This window comes from Ammoniphilus soli (assembly GCF_040813775.1).
Window position 1 is genome coordinate 296,357 of sequence record NZ_JBEGDL010000003.1, and the last position, 14,538, is coordinate 310,894.

The 14,538-nt window shown below is 39.2% G+C and carries 22 protein-coding genes and 2 pseudogenes; 4 read left to right on the forward strand and 20 right to left on the reverse strand.

The genetic code is table 11. From position 1 onward, the window contains the following. Window positions 1-460: 460 nt before the first annotated feature. The 9 genes and pseudogenes from gvpJ (ABLT31_RS09075) to gvpA form a co-directional block, all read right to left on the reverse strand. Window positions 461-823, reverse strand: a complete 363-nt coding sequence (gene gvpJ / locus ABLT31_RS09075; protein WP_367750893.1) for a gas vesicle protein GvpJ — start codon at window positions 821-823, stop codon at window positions 461-463. Between the two features lie 22 nt (window positions 824-845). Further along, a pseudogene (locus ABLT31_RS09080) lies at window positions 846-1,107 on the reverse strand (gas vesicle protein K). After that, on the reverse strand, window positions 1,082-1,312 hold the full coding sequence (gene gvpJ, locus ABLT31_RS09085; RefSeq protein WP_367750895.1) for a gas vesicle protein GvpJ: 231 nt from the start codon (window positions 1,310-1,312) through the stop codon (window positions 1,082-1,084). Before gvpJ (ABLT31_RS09085) ends, ABLT31_RS09080 begins: the two are co-directional and overlap by 26 nt. A 1-nt stretch (window position 1,313) precedes the next feature. Beyond that, complete coding sequence (locus tag ABLT31_RS09090) at window positions 1,314-1,598, reverse strand: GvpL/GvpF family gas vesicle protein (protein WP_367750897.1); 285 nt, start codon at window positions 1,596-1,598, stop codon at window positions 1,314-1,316. Window positions 1,599-1,603: 5 nt separating this feature from the next. Further along, the gene (locus ABLT31_RS09095) at window positions 1,604-2,080 is read right to left on the reverse strand and encodes a GvpL/GvpF family gas vesicle protein (RefSeq protein WP_367750899.1); all 477 of its coding nucleotides are present in this window, start codon (window positions 2,078-2,080) and stop codon (window positions 1,604-1,606) included. Beyond that, the gene (locus ABLT31_RS09100; protein WP_367750901.1) at window positions 2,052-2,717 is read right to left on the reverse strand and encodes a GvpL/GvpF family gas vesicle protein; all 666 of its coding nucleotides are present in this window, start codon (window positions 2,715-2,717) and stop codon (window positions 2,052-2,054) included. Before ABLT31_RS09100 ends, ABLT31_RS09095 begins: the two co-directional genes overlap by 29 nt. A 5-nt stretch (window positions 2,718-2,722) precedes the next feature. Further along, on the reverse strand, window positions 2,723-3,070 hold the full coding sequence (locus tag ABLT31_RS09105) for a hypothetical protein (protein WP_367750903.1): 348 nt from the start codon (window positions 3,068-3,070) through the stop codon (window positions 2,723-2,725). Between the two features lie 135 nt (window positions 3,071-3,205). Beyond that, the gene (locus ABLT31_RS09110; protein WP_367750905.1) at window positions 3,206-3,637 is read right to left on the reverse strand and encodes an AAA family ATPase; all 432 of its coding nucleotides are present in this window, start codon (window positions 3,635-3,637) and stop codon (window positions 3,206-3,208) included. 59 nt (window positions 3,638-3,696) lie between these two features. Next, window positions 3,697-3,945 carry a gas vesicle structural protein GvpA gene (gvpA, locus tag ABLT31_RS09115; RefSeq protein ID WP_367750907.1) on the reverse strand — a complete coding sequence of 83 codons (249 nt, stop codon included), beginning with the start codon at window positions 3,943-3,945 and terminating at the stop codon, window positions 3,697-3,699. Between the two features lie 288 nt (window positions 3,946-4,233). Between gvpA and ABLT31_RS09120 the strand changes: the two genes are divergently transcribed. Both ABLT31_RS09120 and ABLT31_RS09125 read left to right on the forward strand, forming a co-directional pair. Continuing rightward, window positions 4,234-4,365 carry a hypothetical protein gene (locus ABLT31_RS09120; protein WP_367750909.1) on the forward strand — a complete coding sequence of 44 codons (132 nt, stop codon included), beginning with the start codon at window positions 4,234-4,236 and terminating at the stop codon, window positions 4,363-4,365. Between the two features lie 155 nt (window positions 4,366-4,520). Next, window positions 4,521-4,877 (forward strand): hypothetical protein, encoded by a 357-nt coding sequence (locus ABLT31_RS09125; RefSeq protein ID WP_367750911.1) that lies wholly within the window; start codon window positions 4,521-4,523, stop codon window positions 4,875-4,877. 101 nt (window positions 4,878-4,978) lie between these two features. Here ABLT31_RS09125 and ABLT31_RS09130 read toward each other — a convergent pair whose 3' ends face one another. The 5 genes from ABLT31_RS09130 to ABLT31_RS09150 form a co-directional block, all read right to left on the reverse strand. Then, window positions 4,979-5,734 (reverse strand): GTP cyclohydrolase II, encoded by a 756-nt coding sequence (locus ABLT31_RS09130; RefSeq protein ID WP_367751363.1) that lies wholly within the window; start codon window positions 5,732-5,734, stop codon window positions 4,979-4,981. Between the two features lie 88 nt (window positions 5,735-5,822). After that, the gene (locus ABLT31_RS09135; protein WP_367750912.1) at window positions 5,823-6,929 is read right to left on the reverse strand and encodes an FAD-dependent monooxygenase; all 1,107 of its coding nucleotides are present in this window, start codon (window positions 6,927-6,929) and stop codon (window positions 5,823-5,825) included. 62 nt (window positions 6,930-6,991) lie between these two features. Beyond that, the gene (locus ABLT31_RS09140; RefSeq protein ID WP_367750914.1) at window positions 6,992-7,648 is read right to left on the reverse strand and encodes an alpha/beta hydrolase; all 657 of its coding nucleotides are present in this window, start codon (window positions 7,646-7,648) and stop codon (window positions 6,992-6,994) included. Window positions 7,649-7,687: 39 nt separating this feature from the next. Next, on the reverse strand, window positions 7,688-8,119 hold the full coding sequence (locus tag ABLT31_RS09145) for a DoxX family protein (protein ID WP_367750916.1): 432 nt from the start codon (window positions 8,117-8,119) through the stop codon (window positions 7,688-7,690). A 91-nt stretch (window positions 8,120-8,210) separates the two neighbouring features. After that, window positions 8,211-8,978: a dioxygenase family protein gene (locus ABLT31_RS09150; protein ID WP_367750918.1), complete on the reverse strand. Its 768-nt coding sequence runs from the start codon at window positions 8,976-8,978 to the stop codon at window positions 8,211-8,213. Window positions 8,979-9,516: 538 nt separating this feature from the next. On the opposite strand from ABLT31_RS09150, the gene ABLT31_RS09155 reads away from it, so the two are divergent. Continuing rightward, window positions 9,517-11,127: an exo-beta-N-acetylmuramidase NamZ domain-containing protein gene (locus ABLT31_RS09155; RefSeq protein WP_367750920.1), complete on the forward strand. Its 1,611-nt coding sequence runs from the start codon at window positions 9,517-9,519 to the stop codon at window positions 11,125-11,127. A gap of 90 nt (window positions 11,128-11,217) precedes the next feature. Continuing rightward, the gene (locus tag ABLT31_RS09160) at window positions 11,218-11,571 is read left to right on the forward strand and encodes a YqzG/YhdC family protein (RefSeq protein WP_367750922.1); all 354 of its coding nucleotides are present in this window, start codon (window positions 11,218-11,220) and stop codon (window positions 11,569-11,571) included. 20 nt (window positions 11,572-11,591) lie between these two features. Here ABLT31_RS09160 and ABLT31_RS38995 read toward each other — a convergent pair whose 3' ends face one another. From ABLT31_RS38995 to ABLT31_RS09185, 6 genes and pseudogenes are all read right to left on the reverse strand, one after another. Then, complete coding sequence (locus ABLT31_RS38995; protein ID WP_462976479.1) at window positions 11,592-11,699, reverse strand: hypothetical protein; 108 nt, start codon at window positions 11,697-11,699, stop codon at window positions 11,592-11,594. Then, window positions 11,669-11,809 carry a hypothetical protein gene (locus tag ABLT31_RS39000; protein WP_462976482.1) on the reverse strand — a complete coding sequence of 47 codons (141 nt, stop codon included), beginning with the start codon at window positions 11,807-11,809 and terminating at the stop codon, window positions 11,669-11,671. Before ABLT31_RS39000 ends, ABLT31_RS38995 begins: the two co-directional genes overlap by 31 nt. A 49-nt stretch (window positions 11,810-11,858) precedes the next feature. Next, window positions 11,859-12,447: pseudogene (locus tag ABLT31_RS09170) on the reverse strand (short chain dehydrogenase). Between the two features lie 16 nt (window positions 12,448-12,463). Continuing rightward, window positions 12,464-13,351: a hypothetical protein gene (locus ABLT31_RS09175; protein ID WP_367750924.1), complete on the reverse strand. Its 888-nt coding sequence runs from the start codon at window positions 13,349-13,351 to the stop codon at window positions 12,464-12,466. Between the two features lie 252 nt (window positions 13,352-13,603). Then, window positions 13,604-13,939 carry a hypothetical protein gene (locus tag ABLT31_RS09180; protein ID WP_367750926.1) on the reverse strand — a complete coding sequence of 112 codons (336 nt, stop codon included), beginning with the start codon at window positions 13,937-13,939 and terminating at the stop codon, window positions 13,604-13,606. 300 nt (window positions 13,940-14,239) lie between these two features. Further along, window positions 14,240-14,407: a hypothetical protein gene (locus tag ABLT31_RS09185; protein ID WP_367750928.1), complete on the reverse strand. Its 168-nt coding sequence runs from the start codon at window positions 14,405-14,407 to the stop codon at window positions 14,240-14,242. Between the last annotated feature and the right edge of the window lie 131 nt (window positions 14,408-14,538).

Sequence of the window (14,538 nt, forward strand, 5' to 3'; positions counted from 1 at the left end):
GGAATACAAAAAAGACACTAACTGGCTTGTTAGTGTCTTTTAGTTAAAAATTTCTTTTAAGGATTCCTAAGCAGCATATATAAGGCACTTGGCGTTTCGCTTGTTCATATGGAATGACTTCTCCGCTCTCTTCAACAATTAAAAGCCTGTTGGTTTATTGTATCTCTGATATAAGACGTGATGATATTTTCTTTCTTCAAACTCCATTTGATAAGAAAAAATTCAAGCTTTTCCCACAGCTTTTTAAATTGGTTTACCTTTTCCTGCATCCAAAGCTCGCATAAATAAATCCTTTCCTAACTGAAGCAAATAGATGTTCTATTTGTGCCGCTGCAGAAGCAAATATATGAATTGAATATTAAAATGTTCGAGGTGGCATTACAATATTTGAGGTTGTTTTGGGATATTGTTGATCATTAGTCGTAGTAGTTTCAGAGAGTGCTTCTTCATCATCAATGTTTTATGATGTTGCTTCCTCTTCTGGCAGTTTGCTGTGTGCGGTGCTTTGCTTAAGGATGAGGGGATTTCCAAGATTTTGTTCTCCAATTAAGTGTTCTAATCTATTGATCTGTTCGTTTAGTCTTGCATTTTCCTTTTCTAGATAACTTGCTCTTGAAGAAAAATAAGGATCGCTCTCCCACCAGTTAAGTCCAATTTCCTTTGCTTTATCTACGGACGCCACGAGGAGACGAATTCTAATGGTAAGCAAATCAACATCAGCTAAGGAAATTTTTATATCTCCTGCAATGACTACACCTTTATCGAGAATTTTTTCCAATATGTCAAGAATATTACCCGATTGTGATGAATGTTGGATGGACATGCTTTAATCACTCCCTATAATACTAAAGCAGCTTTCCCAATGGCCCTAACTCGATATTTAACTCTTCCTCTTCCAGGCCAATAAGCTTTAGTTCCACCATTTTTTCTTCTAATTTCATCAAAGTCAAGCCTAATTGTTCGATCTGTTCGTCAGTCAGTGATCCGTGATCGACTCTTCTCATGGCTTGCCGCTCCATAAGCTAGTCTAAGAAGTTCAATAATGGTAAGAACCAATTTAGCTAACCCCTGTTCTACGCTGTCAGGCTCTAGTAGAATCTGTTTCATATAAGAAAAATTCACTCCTACCCTTTACTTCGTTTCGAAAGGCTGTTTCAATAGATGATATGAGCAATTTCAAATCAATTAATATGAGGTCGATATCCGCGACAGAAATGATCAGCTCCCCGCTCACGACGGCCCCCGTATCAATGATCCCATCCAAGAGATCTAATAATGTAAATTCCTTGTTTAAATCTATCTCTTCCTTCATCTTATTTCTCCTTGCTCATTTTTGAAAAATGATAAGGCGGCCATGGACCCGTTACCTGAAAGTTCCATCCCAAATCCTTATAGCTCCGTTCATATTCCCCAATACATGCCAAGAACGCTTCTACATGACTTCGATCCACAAGGTAATCACAATTGAAGAGCATATCATCCTTTCGCTGCGTAACTTCTTTCCCCCAATTTTTCCTCTTCATCGAATCTGATCCTATATCATGCAATTTCTTGTGTACAATCTCCCATCTCCTCATTTGTTCCTTTTCCACTTCCATTGAAATTAAATGATCAAGTTTTTTTCTCGCATAATATACTGCTTGCCTGATGACATATGGGACAAATTCTCTTGAAACTCTAAGACGGCAGGGTTATTCTTGATTACAAAAGCTCGTAAAGATTGAACATCACAGTATACTTTAAGATTCCATTCCTGCTTATCAAAAAAATAATTTAATCTTTCTAAAAACCTACTGTAGTTCTTGGAGAGCATCTCTTTCAGATTCTCTTCATTGGTAAAGATCGTGCAAAATGACAGAGGCAGAACCGTAAAACGTTTATGGATGCGTTCGATCACCTCATGATGATGCAAAGCCATCACTTTTAGCCATTCAGGATCTTTTAGATTCCTATCGATTTTCTCTTGTGAAAAATGCTCGGAGTTCACTCGACAAGCAATGGCTGTAATTTCTTTATAGGTGATAAGGTAACTATCATCCTGGCTAATTCCCTTAAATGTTGGAACTCCTTTGTGCGTCAAAACCCGACTCATTTCTTCGATCAACGAGGAAAGTAGCATTGAGTAGCATTTTTTCGGTTATCGGTTTGTTCAACTTTGATGATTCAGTCAGTTCTGACAAAGGTGAATAGACCTCCCTTTCCATTTTTTGCTGAAGGGATAAAAAAAACTTTTGTGCCATTTCCCCTACAGTAATTCGATCATAAAAAGCAGCAGCAGTTGACTTTTTATTGGCCTCTTGTTTCCACCGCTGCAATACAGGGTCCTTCTCTATTTCTTTTTGCAGCCATTGCTGGTTCCCGTTTACTTTCAATCTTACTTCAATCTTGTTTTCTAATTGAGGAAATAACGAATCGAATTGATCATAAAGATGTTCTGCAATAAAAAGAACATCCTCTGCTGTATGAAATACATTACCAAAACTCATAGGAATTAAGTAATATTTTTCAATGACCTTAGATACGATATTTTGGTGTGCAAACAAGTTTTCCCTATTCGGCAGAACTTCTCCATCAACCGGACATACCACCATGGCCGCATTCTCATAATGAAGGGTATAGATCGGTCTTTCCCTTCCATTCATCATGACTGTACCGAATTTCTGGGGTTGTTTTTCGCGGATGACACAAAAGACATAGACACCAGAAGCGTTACTCATTCCCATCAACCTTTCCCCATTTTACTTAACTCTTGAAGAATGTACTCCTTTACCGTTTGTTTATCCATTTCTTGTTCACATCTATATACAGGAAGCCAAAGCACATCTAAGCAAAGCAACTGAAATTGTTTATCCATTGGATTGATTGGTACTTTTGTCTTCTTCGCAATATTCGCAATCATAATGGAAGCCCGAAGACTAGGACCTTGTTTCTTCTCCAGCATGCAAAAAGAACGGATGCGGGAAACCAAGCGGGCAACAACCCTGGCCTCCTCTAAACTTACCCCCGCCTTATGGCGTATAATATGAACCTCCGTATCTAAATCATAGTAATCCAGGTCAATGGTACTCAAACGGTCGAGTAGTGCATCTTGCGTTTTGAAAACTCCTGCATACTCTTCGGGGTTACTTGTAAATATGACGGAGAAATTGGGATGAACACGAATAGCCGACTCCTTTGGGTTGCCGTATAGAGGAAGCACTCTTTCTTAAAGAACCGATAGAAAAATGTTATTGGTTTCCGGTTTTGAACGGGTGAACTCGTCGAAAACCAAAGTATGGCCGTTCTTCACGGCCTCTGCTAATTTACCATTGACCCAAACCGGCTTTATCTCCTGTTCCTTCTTGTAAACAGAATGAATATAATTCTCCACCAACTCCTTTTTTGTCACACCGGAAAATGCTCCTAAAAGATCAGAATTGGACATCTCGTGATGGCCACGCAGAATGGTAACCGGACGTTTCAATTGATAAGCAATGAATAGGGCAAGACTCGTTTTTCCGACTCCTGTAGGCCCAACAAAATGAATAGGGAAACCGGTATTCAGATAGCGAATCGACCGTTCGATAATGTCTTTGAAAAAAGGGGTCTCAATATACAAGTTTTGTTGTGCGACCTTTTTTGTATCGTATGACTGCAAACGCTATTCCTCCTTATCGCTTGATTGTTCTCACGCAATGAAATTTAAGCCAAGGCATTTCATTGCCTTGGCTTTTTTCTTAATATTGATGGTGTTTCTTCTTCCGATTTTTTCAGCAGACCAACCTCGCACGCATATTTTAGCCACGTATCAACGCTTGCAATTACAATACGAGCTTCAATATCAATCAACCTGATCCCTACTAGTGATACACATGCCCAAATATCAATAACGACGCCTTTATCCAAAATTAGATAGATGACTTCCGCTAAGCTGGACGAATCGACGCTTTTTTGAATAGCAGCCAATTATATGTAAGAAATAGAATGATGTATTAGACCCAAGAACTATTTTGATATGGTAAAATACGGAAATTGAAAGATTAATATAGAATAAAGTGAAATTTAATAGAGATTGGGAATTCCCAGCAAAAAGTATGTACTTTTTCCTCTTTATATGAATCTAGACTTTGGCGGATTCCTATCATTTTTCGGAAAAATAGTACAAGAGTTTAGAGCAAGTCTTTCTATTTTCCATATTGTAACTATTGTAAGGGATCCCTTAACTATTGTTTCATCAAGAAAGGAGGAAATACTATGCCGAATATTGTAACTGTAGTTCTTGTGCTTCTATTGCTTGTAGCCCTACTTGTAGCTGTACTTCTCGGAACTCCAGAACAGCAGCAAATCATTATTGGCTGCATTCGAGCGCTTCTTGGAACTCCGTAATTGATTTTGATTGCTAGATTTATCCCTATAGGAAACTCTTATTAGTTTTCTATAGGGCTTTTCATTTATCCTTGGGTATTCGCTCATATTTATATTTTTAGATACATGTGAGTAGATAGCCCCATACTATAACAGTGCAGGAGGTGATTATTGATATGATAAACGAAAAGGAGTTTAAAGAAGAAGTAACCGGACTCTTGAAAAATGAACAATCCCTGGATATCAATGGGATCATGAAGCTTGCAACTAATTTATTAAAGGACGATGACATTATGAATACTGTTTCGGGAATAATGAAACTTAGCAATGTTAATCCCGAAAACGAAAAAGAGCCTGAAAAGGAAGCTCTAACTGAAGAAGGAACATACTCAACTGAAATGAACTCTTTTCTGCAGGAAATGTTGGCGCTAAAATCAGAAATCAAAGACATAAAAAAACAAAATGAAGAATTAAAAACACTGATCCTCAAGACGAATAAACACATTAAAGATGTCAAAAAAAGACACGCTTAGCGTGTCTTTTTTTGAAAGATCGCATGGGGTCCCTCATCCGTTGGAATATAAAGTAAGATTGGACATCCAGACCAAGCCAGGCTTATATATAAAATTCAAAACTAATCATCCGTGCAGCAACTCTCTTCTCTTAGATGGCCAGCACGCTCAATTTTGGTTTTCAAATATTTCTCGTTATATTCCGATACATCCCCCCACAATTGTACCCTGCCCGATACATTCATCCCCGCATTTTTTAAAGCTTCTAATTTTCGAGGATTGTTGGTAATTAATGTTACAGGATTTGTTCGAAGCTTTTTTAAAACTTGAATGGCGTCGCTATAATTTCTAGCATCATCCTTAAAGCCTAACTCCAAATTAGCATCAACCGTATCATAACCATTTTCTTGAAGAACATAAGCCATGGCTTTACTGAACAAACCAATGCCTCTTCCCTCATGATTAGCCAGATAAAATAAGGCACCATTCCCATACTCTACTATATGCTTCATCGCTTGTTGCAACTGGTACCCGCAATCACATCGTTTGCTTCCGAAAATGTCGCCTGTATGACAGATGGAGTGAAATCTGATTAGTGCTTCTTCTGCGTTTTGAAAATCCCCGTAGACTAACACACTCGACTGTTGCATCTCAGCTAAATTTACAGCTGACAATTTGTCAATAATTCTTTGCGGATCTTCCGTGACTTCACCACAATTTAGCCAACAATACCATTGGAAGATCACGGTTTCTCCATTTAAATTAACTGGTAATTTAATAGGTCCAACTAAATAAATAGCTCCATTTTCCTTTTTGATCAGCTGAATTCTATCCTGAAGTATTGCAATCACATGAGAGTCAACTGTTGTTGCATCCATAAGACACATCCCTGTTTTTAATTTTAATGCTATAACCATAATTATAATCTCTTGTCAAAAACAGTTATATTTAAATTGCCCATTATCCTTAAGAAAACACATGGAAATTCTCTTCAAAAGCTGCTTCTTCTTTCAACTGTTCCACTTGTAATTTTTCAATGTCATTCTTTCTGAAATCTTCAAATTTCTTAAGCTGAATGGAGCTGAAATCGTTTTGTTTACATGCTTCTTTCAAAACTCCGCCCAATATTTCTGCATCCTTTAACGCTGCACTTACACCTATTGCCCCTGTCGGACTCATGGTATGGGCAGCATCCCCGATGATAACCAACCCCTCTTTTACCCATGTCGAACATCGACAGCTTTGAACTCGTAAGTTTACAAAATCCTTCCAGGATTGAATATGTTGTTGAACAGTCTGACTCAATTCCGGAAACGCATCGAGGAGCTGTGTGATGAACGGTTCAAATGGTTGTCTAACAAGATTGAAATAATCGCCCTCTTCTATATTCCAGCCAATTTGAACAAAGCCACCCGTTTGCGTAAACAAAGCTAGCTGTTTATGATGGACCAAAGCTAACTTTATGGTAGCTTCCCAATTGGAAGGAGCAGGTATTTTTGCCCATAAAACATCATAACCATGCTTGATGATTTCTGTAGGAATTTCCGCAATTTTACGAACTGTAGAGTACCTTCCATCAGCCCCTATAACACAACGACTATAGATATTGATGATTTCATCATGATGTTTAGCTTTGACACCAACATAACTGCCTACCTCATTTTGAATTAATTCGGTCAATACTGTATTCATTAGTATCCTGTAATTTTTATATTTCATTGACTCTTCAATGAGAACATGAAGCAAATTTCCATGAGGAAAATGAATACTTACATTCCCTTCTTCTTCATCAAGCGAAATCGTTTTTACCCGTTGGCTATGGTAGAAAAATTCCACTCGCTTCATAGCTAGAATTCCACGCTCTTTTATCTTATCGAACAGATTGTATTTTTTTAAGATTTTAACCACATCAGAATTTAGATGTTCTCCTCTAAATTGCTTCTCGAGCCCTCCATGGCGCTCTATCAGTACCGTTGAAATTCCTTGACTCGCTAAAATATATCCTAATAACGCTCCCGCAGGCCCAGCACCCACGATACAAACATCGGTGTAAACGTCGGTGTAAACGTCCATTCTTTATCACCTCGCTTATTAATAAATAAAAAGAAGGCTGCCGGGATAGCAGCCATATGCGATTATTCGGTTAGTTTCGGTCTCAAATCGTTATATAGCCATTTAATAAATTCTTGTTGATTTTCATAGGAAACTTCATGTCCAACCGCATAAGCAGTAAAATGAACATTTTGACTTTTTTCTCGAAAGTACGCCTCATTTTCCTTCCCTATCGTTAAAGGAAAAACAGGGTCGTATTCTCCATGAGAAATATATATGGATAGATCTTCAACAGATTTAATCGGGTATTCATCCTTTACAAAAAGGGGAACATAACCATTTAGTGCAACAATGCCTTTGATTTGGTTTCCCATCGTAAGGGCTAAGGTCATAGCTAGGATAGCTCCTTGACTAAAGCCCAACAGATATTGATGATTAGTTTCTATTGGATACGATTGTTTGGCATACTCTATGAATGATTCTATATCCTTTACACTTTTATCGAAAGAGTCTCTGTTCGGATTTCCAATGCTCTTAATAGAAAAATATTCATATCCATTTCCTTGTGGTATTCCGCCACGTATTCCGATTAGAATAAAATCATTTTCTAGTCCCTGGAGAAGACGAAGCATGTTCTGTTCATTGCTGCCCTTTCCATGCATCGCGTAAATAACTGGATACTTTTTTTCTTTTTCTCTGTTAGCCGGAAGATGAATCGTATAATCTAGTGGGCTGTTCATAATAGGACCTCCATGGGAAAGAATCTTATGAAATAGTTATTAGGAAATCTGTCTGGTTGTTGCCTCTTCTTTGCCAGACCCGAACAATTTACTATCTAAGGCATAGAACTGACTTCCGCTGAAAATAAGTGCAACTGCCATGCATAATAAAGCTAAATCTAATTCATAGCCCGCAGCCGTACCATTTCCCATAAATCCTGCAGGTAATTTTGCTGTGAAAATAGCCCCAATCATGACCACCCCAACTAGTGCCGAAACGATTCGAGTACCTAATCCTAAGATTAACGCAACTCCTCCAATGAATTCAATAAGAGCAACAACATATCCTAAAAACCCTGGAATCCCTAAACTCTGGAAATATCCTGCCACATTGCCTAGACCCATTTGGAATTTAGCTACACCATGTACCAAAAATGTGATTCCCAGAATTACTCGAACTACTAATAGGCTCCATTCATATTTTCGTACCATTTTTTCGCCCTCCTAATTATCTTTTGTTTTAAATTTACGATTAGTAAGTTATGATTCAAAAAATTTGCTACTCTTATAGGAGAGTAACATTTTAAAATTCAAAAACAATATGGCTCAATGTTCCAAATTGATAACTTCTATGCAATAACTTGGGCTGGTTATGTTCATCTCCGCTTCCAAGCGCTATAAAGAGTGGAACAAAATGTTCTGCCCTGGGTACAGCCAAACGAGCATGGGGGGCCAACTTCTCATAATTTAATAAGGAATCCAAGTCCCTATTTTGTATATGCTCGATTAACCAATCATCAAATTCTTCAGTCCAAGCCTCCACAGTCGTTTGTCCCCAATTGATTGATCTTAGGTTATGGGAAGTTCCGCCGCTGCCAATGACTAGAATATCTTCACTCCGAAGAAAACGAAGGGCTTCACCCAATTTATATTGATCTTTTGGAGCAAGATAAGGATTCACGGAAACTTGGACAACAGGGAATTCCGCCTGGGGATACAAAAGCCGTAACACCACCCATGAGCCATGGTCTAATCCTCTCGTCTCATCCCTCTTTGAAGGAATGCCATGACTTTTAAAGTGCTCCTCGACCATGGAAGCTATGTTAGTTGACCCTTTTGCCGGATATTTGATTTTAAAAAGCTCTTCGGAAAATCCGCCGAAATCATAGATGGTTTCATAAATGTCATCTCTAAACGAAAGGTATGGGATTTCACTTTCCCAGTGAGCCGTAAATATGACAATGCCCTTTGGTTTATAACGGCGCCCTAACTCTTGAAGAAACTGGGTATATTCATTGTCTTCAATAGCTAGTGTAGGCGCTCCGTGACAAATAAATAATGAAGGAACCATTAGACATCTCCTTTCCATATAAAAAATATTTACTTACATTTCGTAACTTAGTATATAATAATACTTGCACTTACGTCAAATACCTTTAGTAAATAAATATACTAGTTCCAAACTATTTTTATGTAGTATTGTCAGATCGCATTGGGATATTCATTCATAATTTTTAAAAGCAGCCTTGGAGTTAGCGGAACACTCCTTTTCCAGAAAAAAAAGAAGCTAACTCCGCAGTCAGCCTCTTTTTTGCGTTTCTAATACTTCTTTTAGTTTTCTCAGGTCTTTTTCGTTCGCTCTTTTGATCATGGATGACATAAAGGGAGTAATGAACTTTGAAAATCCTGTGGGATTACCTTTATTTCGCAAGGTCATTCGGGTTAAATTGTCACCAAGACTCTCCCACTTCATGCAAACATATCCGAAATTCTTCAGATTGGTGTCATAGGTCATTCAACCTAATTATTCTAGTTAAAAAAACAAAACTAAATTATGGTAGTATAATATATTAGTAGATTAAATAGTTGAATCGGAGTTGATAAATCAAATGCTCAAGAAAAAAATTGCGGCTCTCCTTCTTGTAGTTTCGCTGCTACCCGCTCCCGGATGGGCCGCTTCTAGCGTTCAATCCGATATTCAGGTCAAATACGGGCTGGAAGAAATCAAGTTCCCGGATCAAAAGCCTGTTATACAAAACAGCCGCACTCTTGTGCCAATCCGTTCCATCGCTGAAACACTAGGCTTTGATGTTGGTTGGAATGGTCAAACATCCGCTGTGCGCCTACAAAAGGACTCGAATGAAGTGAATCTCGTGATCGGTCAACGAACAGCACAACGAAATGGACAAGCTCTTGAATTGGACGTGCCTGCCCAAATTATCAACCAACGCACGATGGTTCCAATTCGTTTTATTGCAGAAGCGCTTGGGTACGAAGTTGATTGGAAGGAACAAAGCAAAATCGTTCAAATAACAGATTCTAGGCCGCCATCCCAGCCGACCCCTACACCTAACCCGCCACAATCAGAACCGGCACAGCCAGATCAGCCATCTGCTGCGATTCAGCTTGGCAACGAAGTTCTGTTCAGCGACTATCATCATCTTATTAAAGGCAAAAAAGTAGGATTAATAACGAACCAATCCGGTGTTAATAGCAAAGGCATCAACACAATCGAGAAATTGTGGCAAGACCCTGATGTGAAGTTGACCGCTCTCTATGGTCCAGAGCATGGGATTGACGGGAAAGCATTGGCCGGATCCTATGTGGAATCTTACACACATTCGGAATATCAAATTCCAGTGTATAGCTTATACGGCAAAACACGTACCCCTACCAAAGAAATGCTAAGCAATATTGATGTGCTGCTTTTCGATATGCAGGATGTTGGGGCAAGATGGTACACATATATTTCTACGTTGAATTACGCTATGAAAGCAGCCGAAGAAAATAATATCCCCATCATCGTGTTGGACCGTCCTAATCCGTTAGGCGGAACAATTGTAGAAGGTCCAATTGCCATGGATGCATACCTTACCTTTGTCGGTGTTGACAACCTCCCGATGGCGCACGGAATGACCGTCGGCGAATTATCTCTTTTTTTCAACCGGAAAATCGGGGCAGATATTACGGTCATTCCGATGAAGGGCTATACCAGAGACATGCTTTTCCAAGACACAGGGCTCACATGGGTTCAAACTTCACCCATGCTTCCCTCGATTGAGTCGGTTTTTAGCTATATGGCAACAGGACTAGGAGACGGTACTGGTGTTCGTCAGTCTGATTATTTCCAATGGGTCGGCAGCAAAGGCATGGATTCTGAAAAATTTGCCCAGCTGTTGAATCAATCAAACTTGCCAGGTGTGCAATTCATCCCGGAAACCAAAGGGTCATCTGGTGGTGTAAAGCTGGAGATTACTGATCCACATACCTTTAACCCAGCTAAAACTGGCATTTACGTACTGGCCTATGCGAAACAATTGATCAATTTCACCGTGCCAAAAAGCGGAAAAGAAATCGTCATGTTTGACAAAATCATGGGCTCCAACAAAATGGGACAATACCTGGAAGCAGGGCTTACACCCCAAGAAATCGAAGCCCAATATGCTGCTGAGTTAAACCAATTTAAAGAGGAAAGAAAAAAATATCTGCTTTACAAATAGGTACGAACATAGACCACATCCATAACGGAGTGGTCTTTTGTTGTTCATGCTCTGCCTTTAATTTGAGCAGTATAAGGAAGAGGTGAAGTTATGAAGAAAATAATTGTTACACTAGGTATAACTGTACTTGCTCTTCTTGCATCGGATGTTCAAGCTTTTCCTTTATTTGATGATAAAAATAATATCGAGGAACCTATATTCGAGCCTCCCTATGCGAAATGGGGAAAGTTAGCCATACAAGAAACCCACAAGAAATATCCAACTGCAGAAATCGTTGATTATCTTCATGTTGGTCGCCAATCCATATCTGCTACTACGTCCCAAGAAACATTTAAACTTTGGTTAAAACAAGGGGGGCGCGAATTTGGTGTCTATATAAAGATAAGATTTGATACACGAACTGAAGCTGTGCAATCCGTTACATTTGAGGAAACAGACCGGTAATGGAGGGCGTAGATTTCTAGCTACCGATTAAAAACGGGGAAAGAGATGGTAAAACAAGTTCCTTTCCCAATCTCACTATCTACTTTTATTTCTCCCTTCATTGCTTTAATGATACTAAACGCAACCATAGTCCCCAGTCCGTGCCTTTATCTTTTGTCGTATAAAAAGGAATGCCTAATTTTTTGATCTGTTCGGCACTCATGCCTTTACCCGTATCCAAAATATAATTCTGAAGCACAAAAAAGACATACCCTCGTGGGGCATAAGCATCGTTTGCTTTAGGGCTCTTAATAAACCGTATAGGTTTGCCCTGTTTGGGCACCCTCGACGCTCTTTCGAAAAGCTTGCGCCACCCTGCTCGCGGGTACGGGCTGGAACCCTGGAAAATACGGACCATACTTTTCCATTGATTCTACTAAGACATTTGGGCTTACATTGTTTATGCGTATCCCTCGAGGCATTTCAATCGCTGCCACTTCGAATAGCTCCACCCGCCATCGCGGATGACACCCCACCCGTAATAGGATCATCCATAATAATCCCTGTTGTTAAAGTAAAGCTGCCTCGATCATTGACATATTTTAATCCAAGCAAGACGAGATTGATTTGTCCCTTTAATTTGCTTTCTATGGATATCTCATTGGCTTCGGGTGTCAGGTCCAGAAGTGAACCAAAGTAGGTATTCCCTGTTGTACTAATAACCGCATCCACTTTACCTACTGTCTGATACATAGCTTTAATGCTTTCAGGGGAAGTAATGTCAACCGCGACATCTGCTCCCTTGCGTCCTGCTGAAATAATGTCATGCCTTGATGCCAATTCGTTCCGAACGGCACTTCCGATTGTACCCGTTGCACCTATGATAAGAACTCTCATTTAAAAACCTCCTTCGTTATGGTACTTCAATCACAAATGGAACGGTAAATACCTTTCCTTCATGTTGAAACTGTCCCCAGATCTTGTAAATGCCGCTTGATGGGAAAGACGTCATAAATTTAGCATCTGGGCCTTTTGCATGTTCATCGATGGGATGGACGTGCAGATACGTTTCTACATTACGGTCTAGCGCAACGACGTGACCTACAGCCCCTAAATACGGTTCCAAATTGGTGATCGGTTGTTTATTTTCAGCATCGTTAATCATAAACGTCATCGTTACGTCTTGGTTCGGCTTAAGATTATCGAAAGATAAAGTCACTTCTTTTCCATCCACAACCTTTGTAAGGTTTGAATCGGCTTGAAGTGGCACCTCTGATGGAGAATCACCCTCAATTTCTAACCACTTACTCTTCACTTGCTGAGTCCCATTCGTCGGGATATAGTCAGCAAATGCCATATATTCTCCACCGGTCGGGAACTCGTTCTGTACTTGGAATTGACCCCCTTGTTGGTACTCAGGATGAATGTGATTAAAATAAGAAAGATCTTTGCTCACTAAGATCAGATGCATCTGCTTTTCATGGTTGATATCGAATTTTTCAATGGATTCTCCTTGCTCATTCTGAACCTGGATTTGAATAATGGACTTCTCTTTTGCTTTCCCGTTCTCTAAATTCCATATCGCTTCGGTTTTGATTTCTGCTTTCTGTTCTCCATGGTCACTATGTCCTCCATGGGAATCCTTTTGTTCAACATGGGTATTAGTTCCTTCACTATGATTCGTGTTTTCATGGCTTTGATGATTCTCAGGCGGTGGTGCAGGCGGCGTATCTTTTGGACTGCATGCTGTAAGCAAGGCTAAAAAGACAACAGATAAAAAGAAAGAACTTATTTTTTTCATGGTGACACTCCTTTTTAAGATTAACCTTTAATTTTACAGGATAGATGTGTAGGGTATTTAGCGAATATGAACAACCAATTCATGCCTGTTCCTTTATGGATTTTTAATCGTCTCCTTTTATCCAGGCTATTCGATATTATTATCACTTTACCTTTTATAGTATACCCGTGTATCCTATGTTCAAATGTAGATATAGGTCCACTTGATTACATTAAAGTACCCTATAATGGGTTGGGTTAGTTGTATCCTAGTCTACCACCCAAAGCTAATGAGGGTATACAAAACAAAACCGATGGAGATCGTCGTTGATAAAAGGGTTAAATACTTCATGTAGTTAGGCATGTTCCTTTGCTTGTAAAGTGAGCGTATAGAAAATGCAGTGGTAAAGACTGTAACAGCGATCATCAAACGACGGACCCATATGATCCCTGACATGGTCGCCAATGTGCTTGTAGAGCCGCCTAATAGAAATAAAATGCTCATGTGTAACCAATGATGGGAAGAAGCAATGAAAGAAAACACAACAGAAAGAATGGATGACGCCAACTGGGTTTTCCTGCCTACTGTTGTTTGATGATGGTGATTCACTGCACATCAACCTCCGGTTTTTTCCATTTAGATTTATTTATATTTTACATTACCCCCCTACCCTATGTAAAGAGGTGAATTCAACTTTTTTCTCATCACCTAATTATTCTTGTTTATTACAGCAAATTGCTCTAAAAAATGAGAAAGCCCCATCTGAGATGGGGTTGAAACATAGATTATATGTGAAGAAAAAGAATTCAATAGTTCTATAGCAAGATGACTGGGAATCCAGTCCTCTAAAATTACTTTCTAGCAATTATGAGATAATGATTATCCGTAGGAAATGTTTTAGAGACCATGTTAACCCCCGAGTCTTTTCCTTTTCCTACTGTGATTATTGTTATCTTCAAGAATATCAAGAATTTCCCTAAGAAGCGCCCTATTATCCTTAATAAGTTCCCGATTTCTTCTAATAGCTCTTAGTAAATCCCTATGAGATATACGACCTTTTATTCCGGCTTTTTTCATTTAATGCACCACCTTTCTTTAACCTAATATTGGTATATATAAGATAAAGAAAAGTGAGTGGACAATGGTATAGGGCAATCTTATTATTTTCTCTATCGATTCCCGCTGATCCGCAAGATGTCCTACGAAGA

Excerpts from the sequence above, each read along its gene's own strand:
- ABLT31_RS09125 (WP_367750911.1), top strand. The coding sequence starts at position 4,521 with ATGATAAACGAAAAGGAGTTTAAAGAAGAAGTAACCGGACTCTTGAAA.
- ABLT31_RS09100 (WP_367750901.1), bottom strand. The coding sequence starts at position 2,717 with ATGAGTAACGCTTCTGGTGTCTATGTCTTTTGTGTCATCCGCGAAAAA.
- ABLT31_RS38995 (WP_462976479.1), bottom strand. The coding sequence starts at position 11,699 with ATGGTTGCGTTTAGTATCATTAAAGCAATGAAGGGAGAAATAAAAGTA.
- ABLT31_RS09155 (WP_367750920.1), top strand. The coding sequence starts at position 9,517 with ATGCTCAAGAAAAAAATTGCGGCTCTCCTTCTTGTAGTTTCGCTGCTA.
- ABLT31_RS09160 (WP_367750922.1), top strand. The coding sequence starts at position 11,218 with ATGAAGAAAATAATTGTTACACTAGGTATAACTGTACTTGCTCTTCTT.
- ABLT31_RS09145 (WP_367750916.1), bottom strand. The coding sequence starts at position 8,119 with ATGGTACGAAAATATGAATGGAGCCTATTAGTAGTTCGAGTAATTCTG.
- ABLT31_RS09150 (WP_367750918.1), bottom strand. The coding sequence starts at position 8,978 with ATGGTTCCTTCATTATTTATTTGTCACGGAGCGCCTACACTAGCTATT.
- ABLT31_RS09140 (WP_367750914.1), bottom strand. The coding sequence starts at position 7,648 with ATGAACAGCCCACTAGATTATACGATTCATCTTCCGGCTAACAGAGAA.
- gvpJ (WP_367750895.1), bottom strand. The coding sequence starts at position 1,312 with ATGAAGGAAGAGATAGATTTAAACAAGGAATTTACATTATTAGATCTC.
- ABLT31_RS09175 (WP_367750924.1), bottom strand. The coding sequence starts at position 13,351 with ATGAAAAAAATAAGTTCTTTCTTTTTATCTGTTGTCTTTTTAGCCTTG.
- ABLT31_RS09120 (WP_367750909.1), top strand. The coding sequence starts at position 4,234 with ATGCCGAATATTGTAACTGTAGTTCTTGTGCTTCTATTGCTTGTAGCC.
- ABLT31_RS09135 (WP_367750912.1), bottom strand. The coding sequence starts at position 6,929 with ATGGACGTTTACACCGACGTTTACACCGATGTTTGTATCGTGGGTGCT.
- gvpJ (WP_367750893.1), bottom strand. The coding sequence starts at position 823 with ATGTCCATCCAACATTCATCACAATCGGGTAATATTCTTGACATATTG.
- ABLT31_RS09090 (WP_367750897.1), bottom strand. The coding sequence starts at position 1,598 with ATGGAAGTGGAAAAGGAACAAATGAGGAGATGGGAGATTGTACACAAG.
- ABLT31_RS09130 (WP_367751363.1), bottom strand. The coding sequence starts at position 5,734 with ATGGATGCAACAACAGTTGACTCTCATGTGATTGCAATACTTCAGGAT.
- ABLT31_RS09185 (WP_367750928.1), bottom strand. The coding sequence starts at position 14,407 with ATGAAAAAAGCCGGAATAAAAGGTCGTATATCTCATAGGGATTTACTA.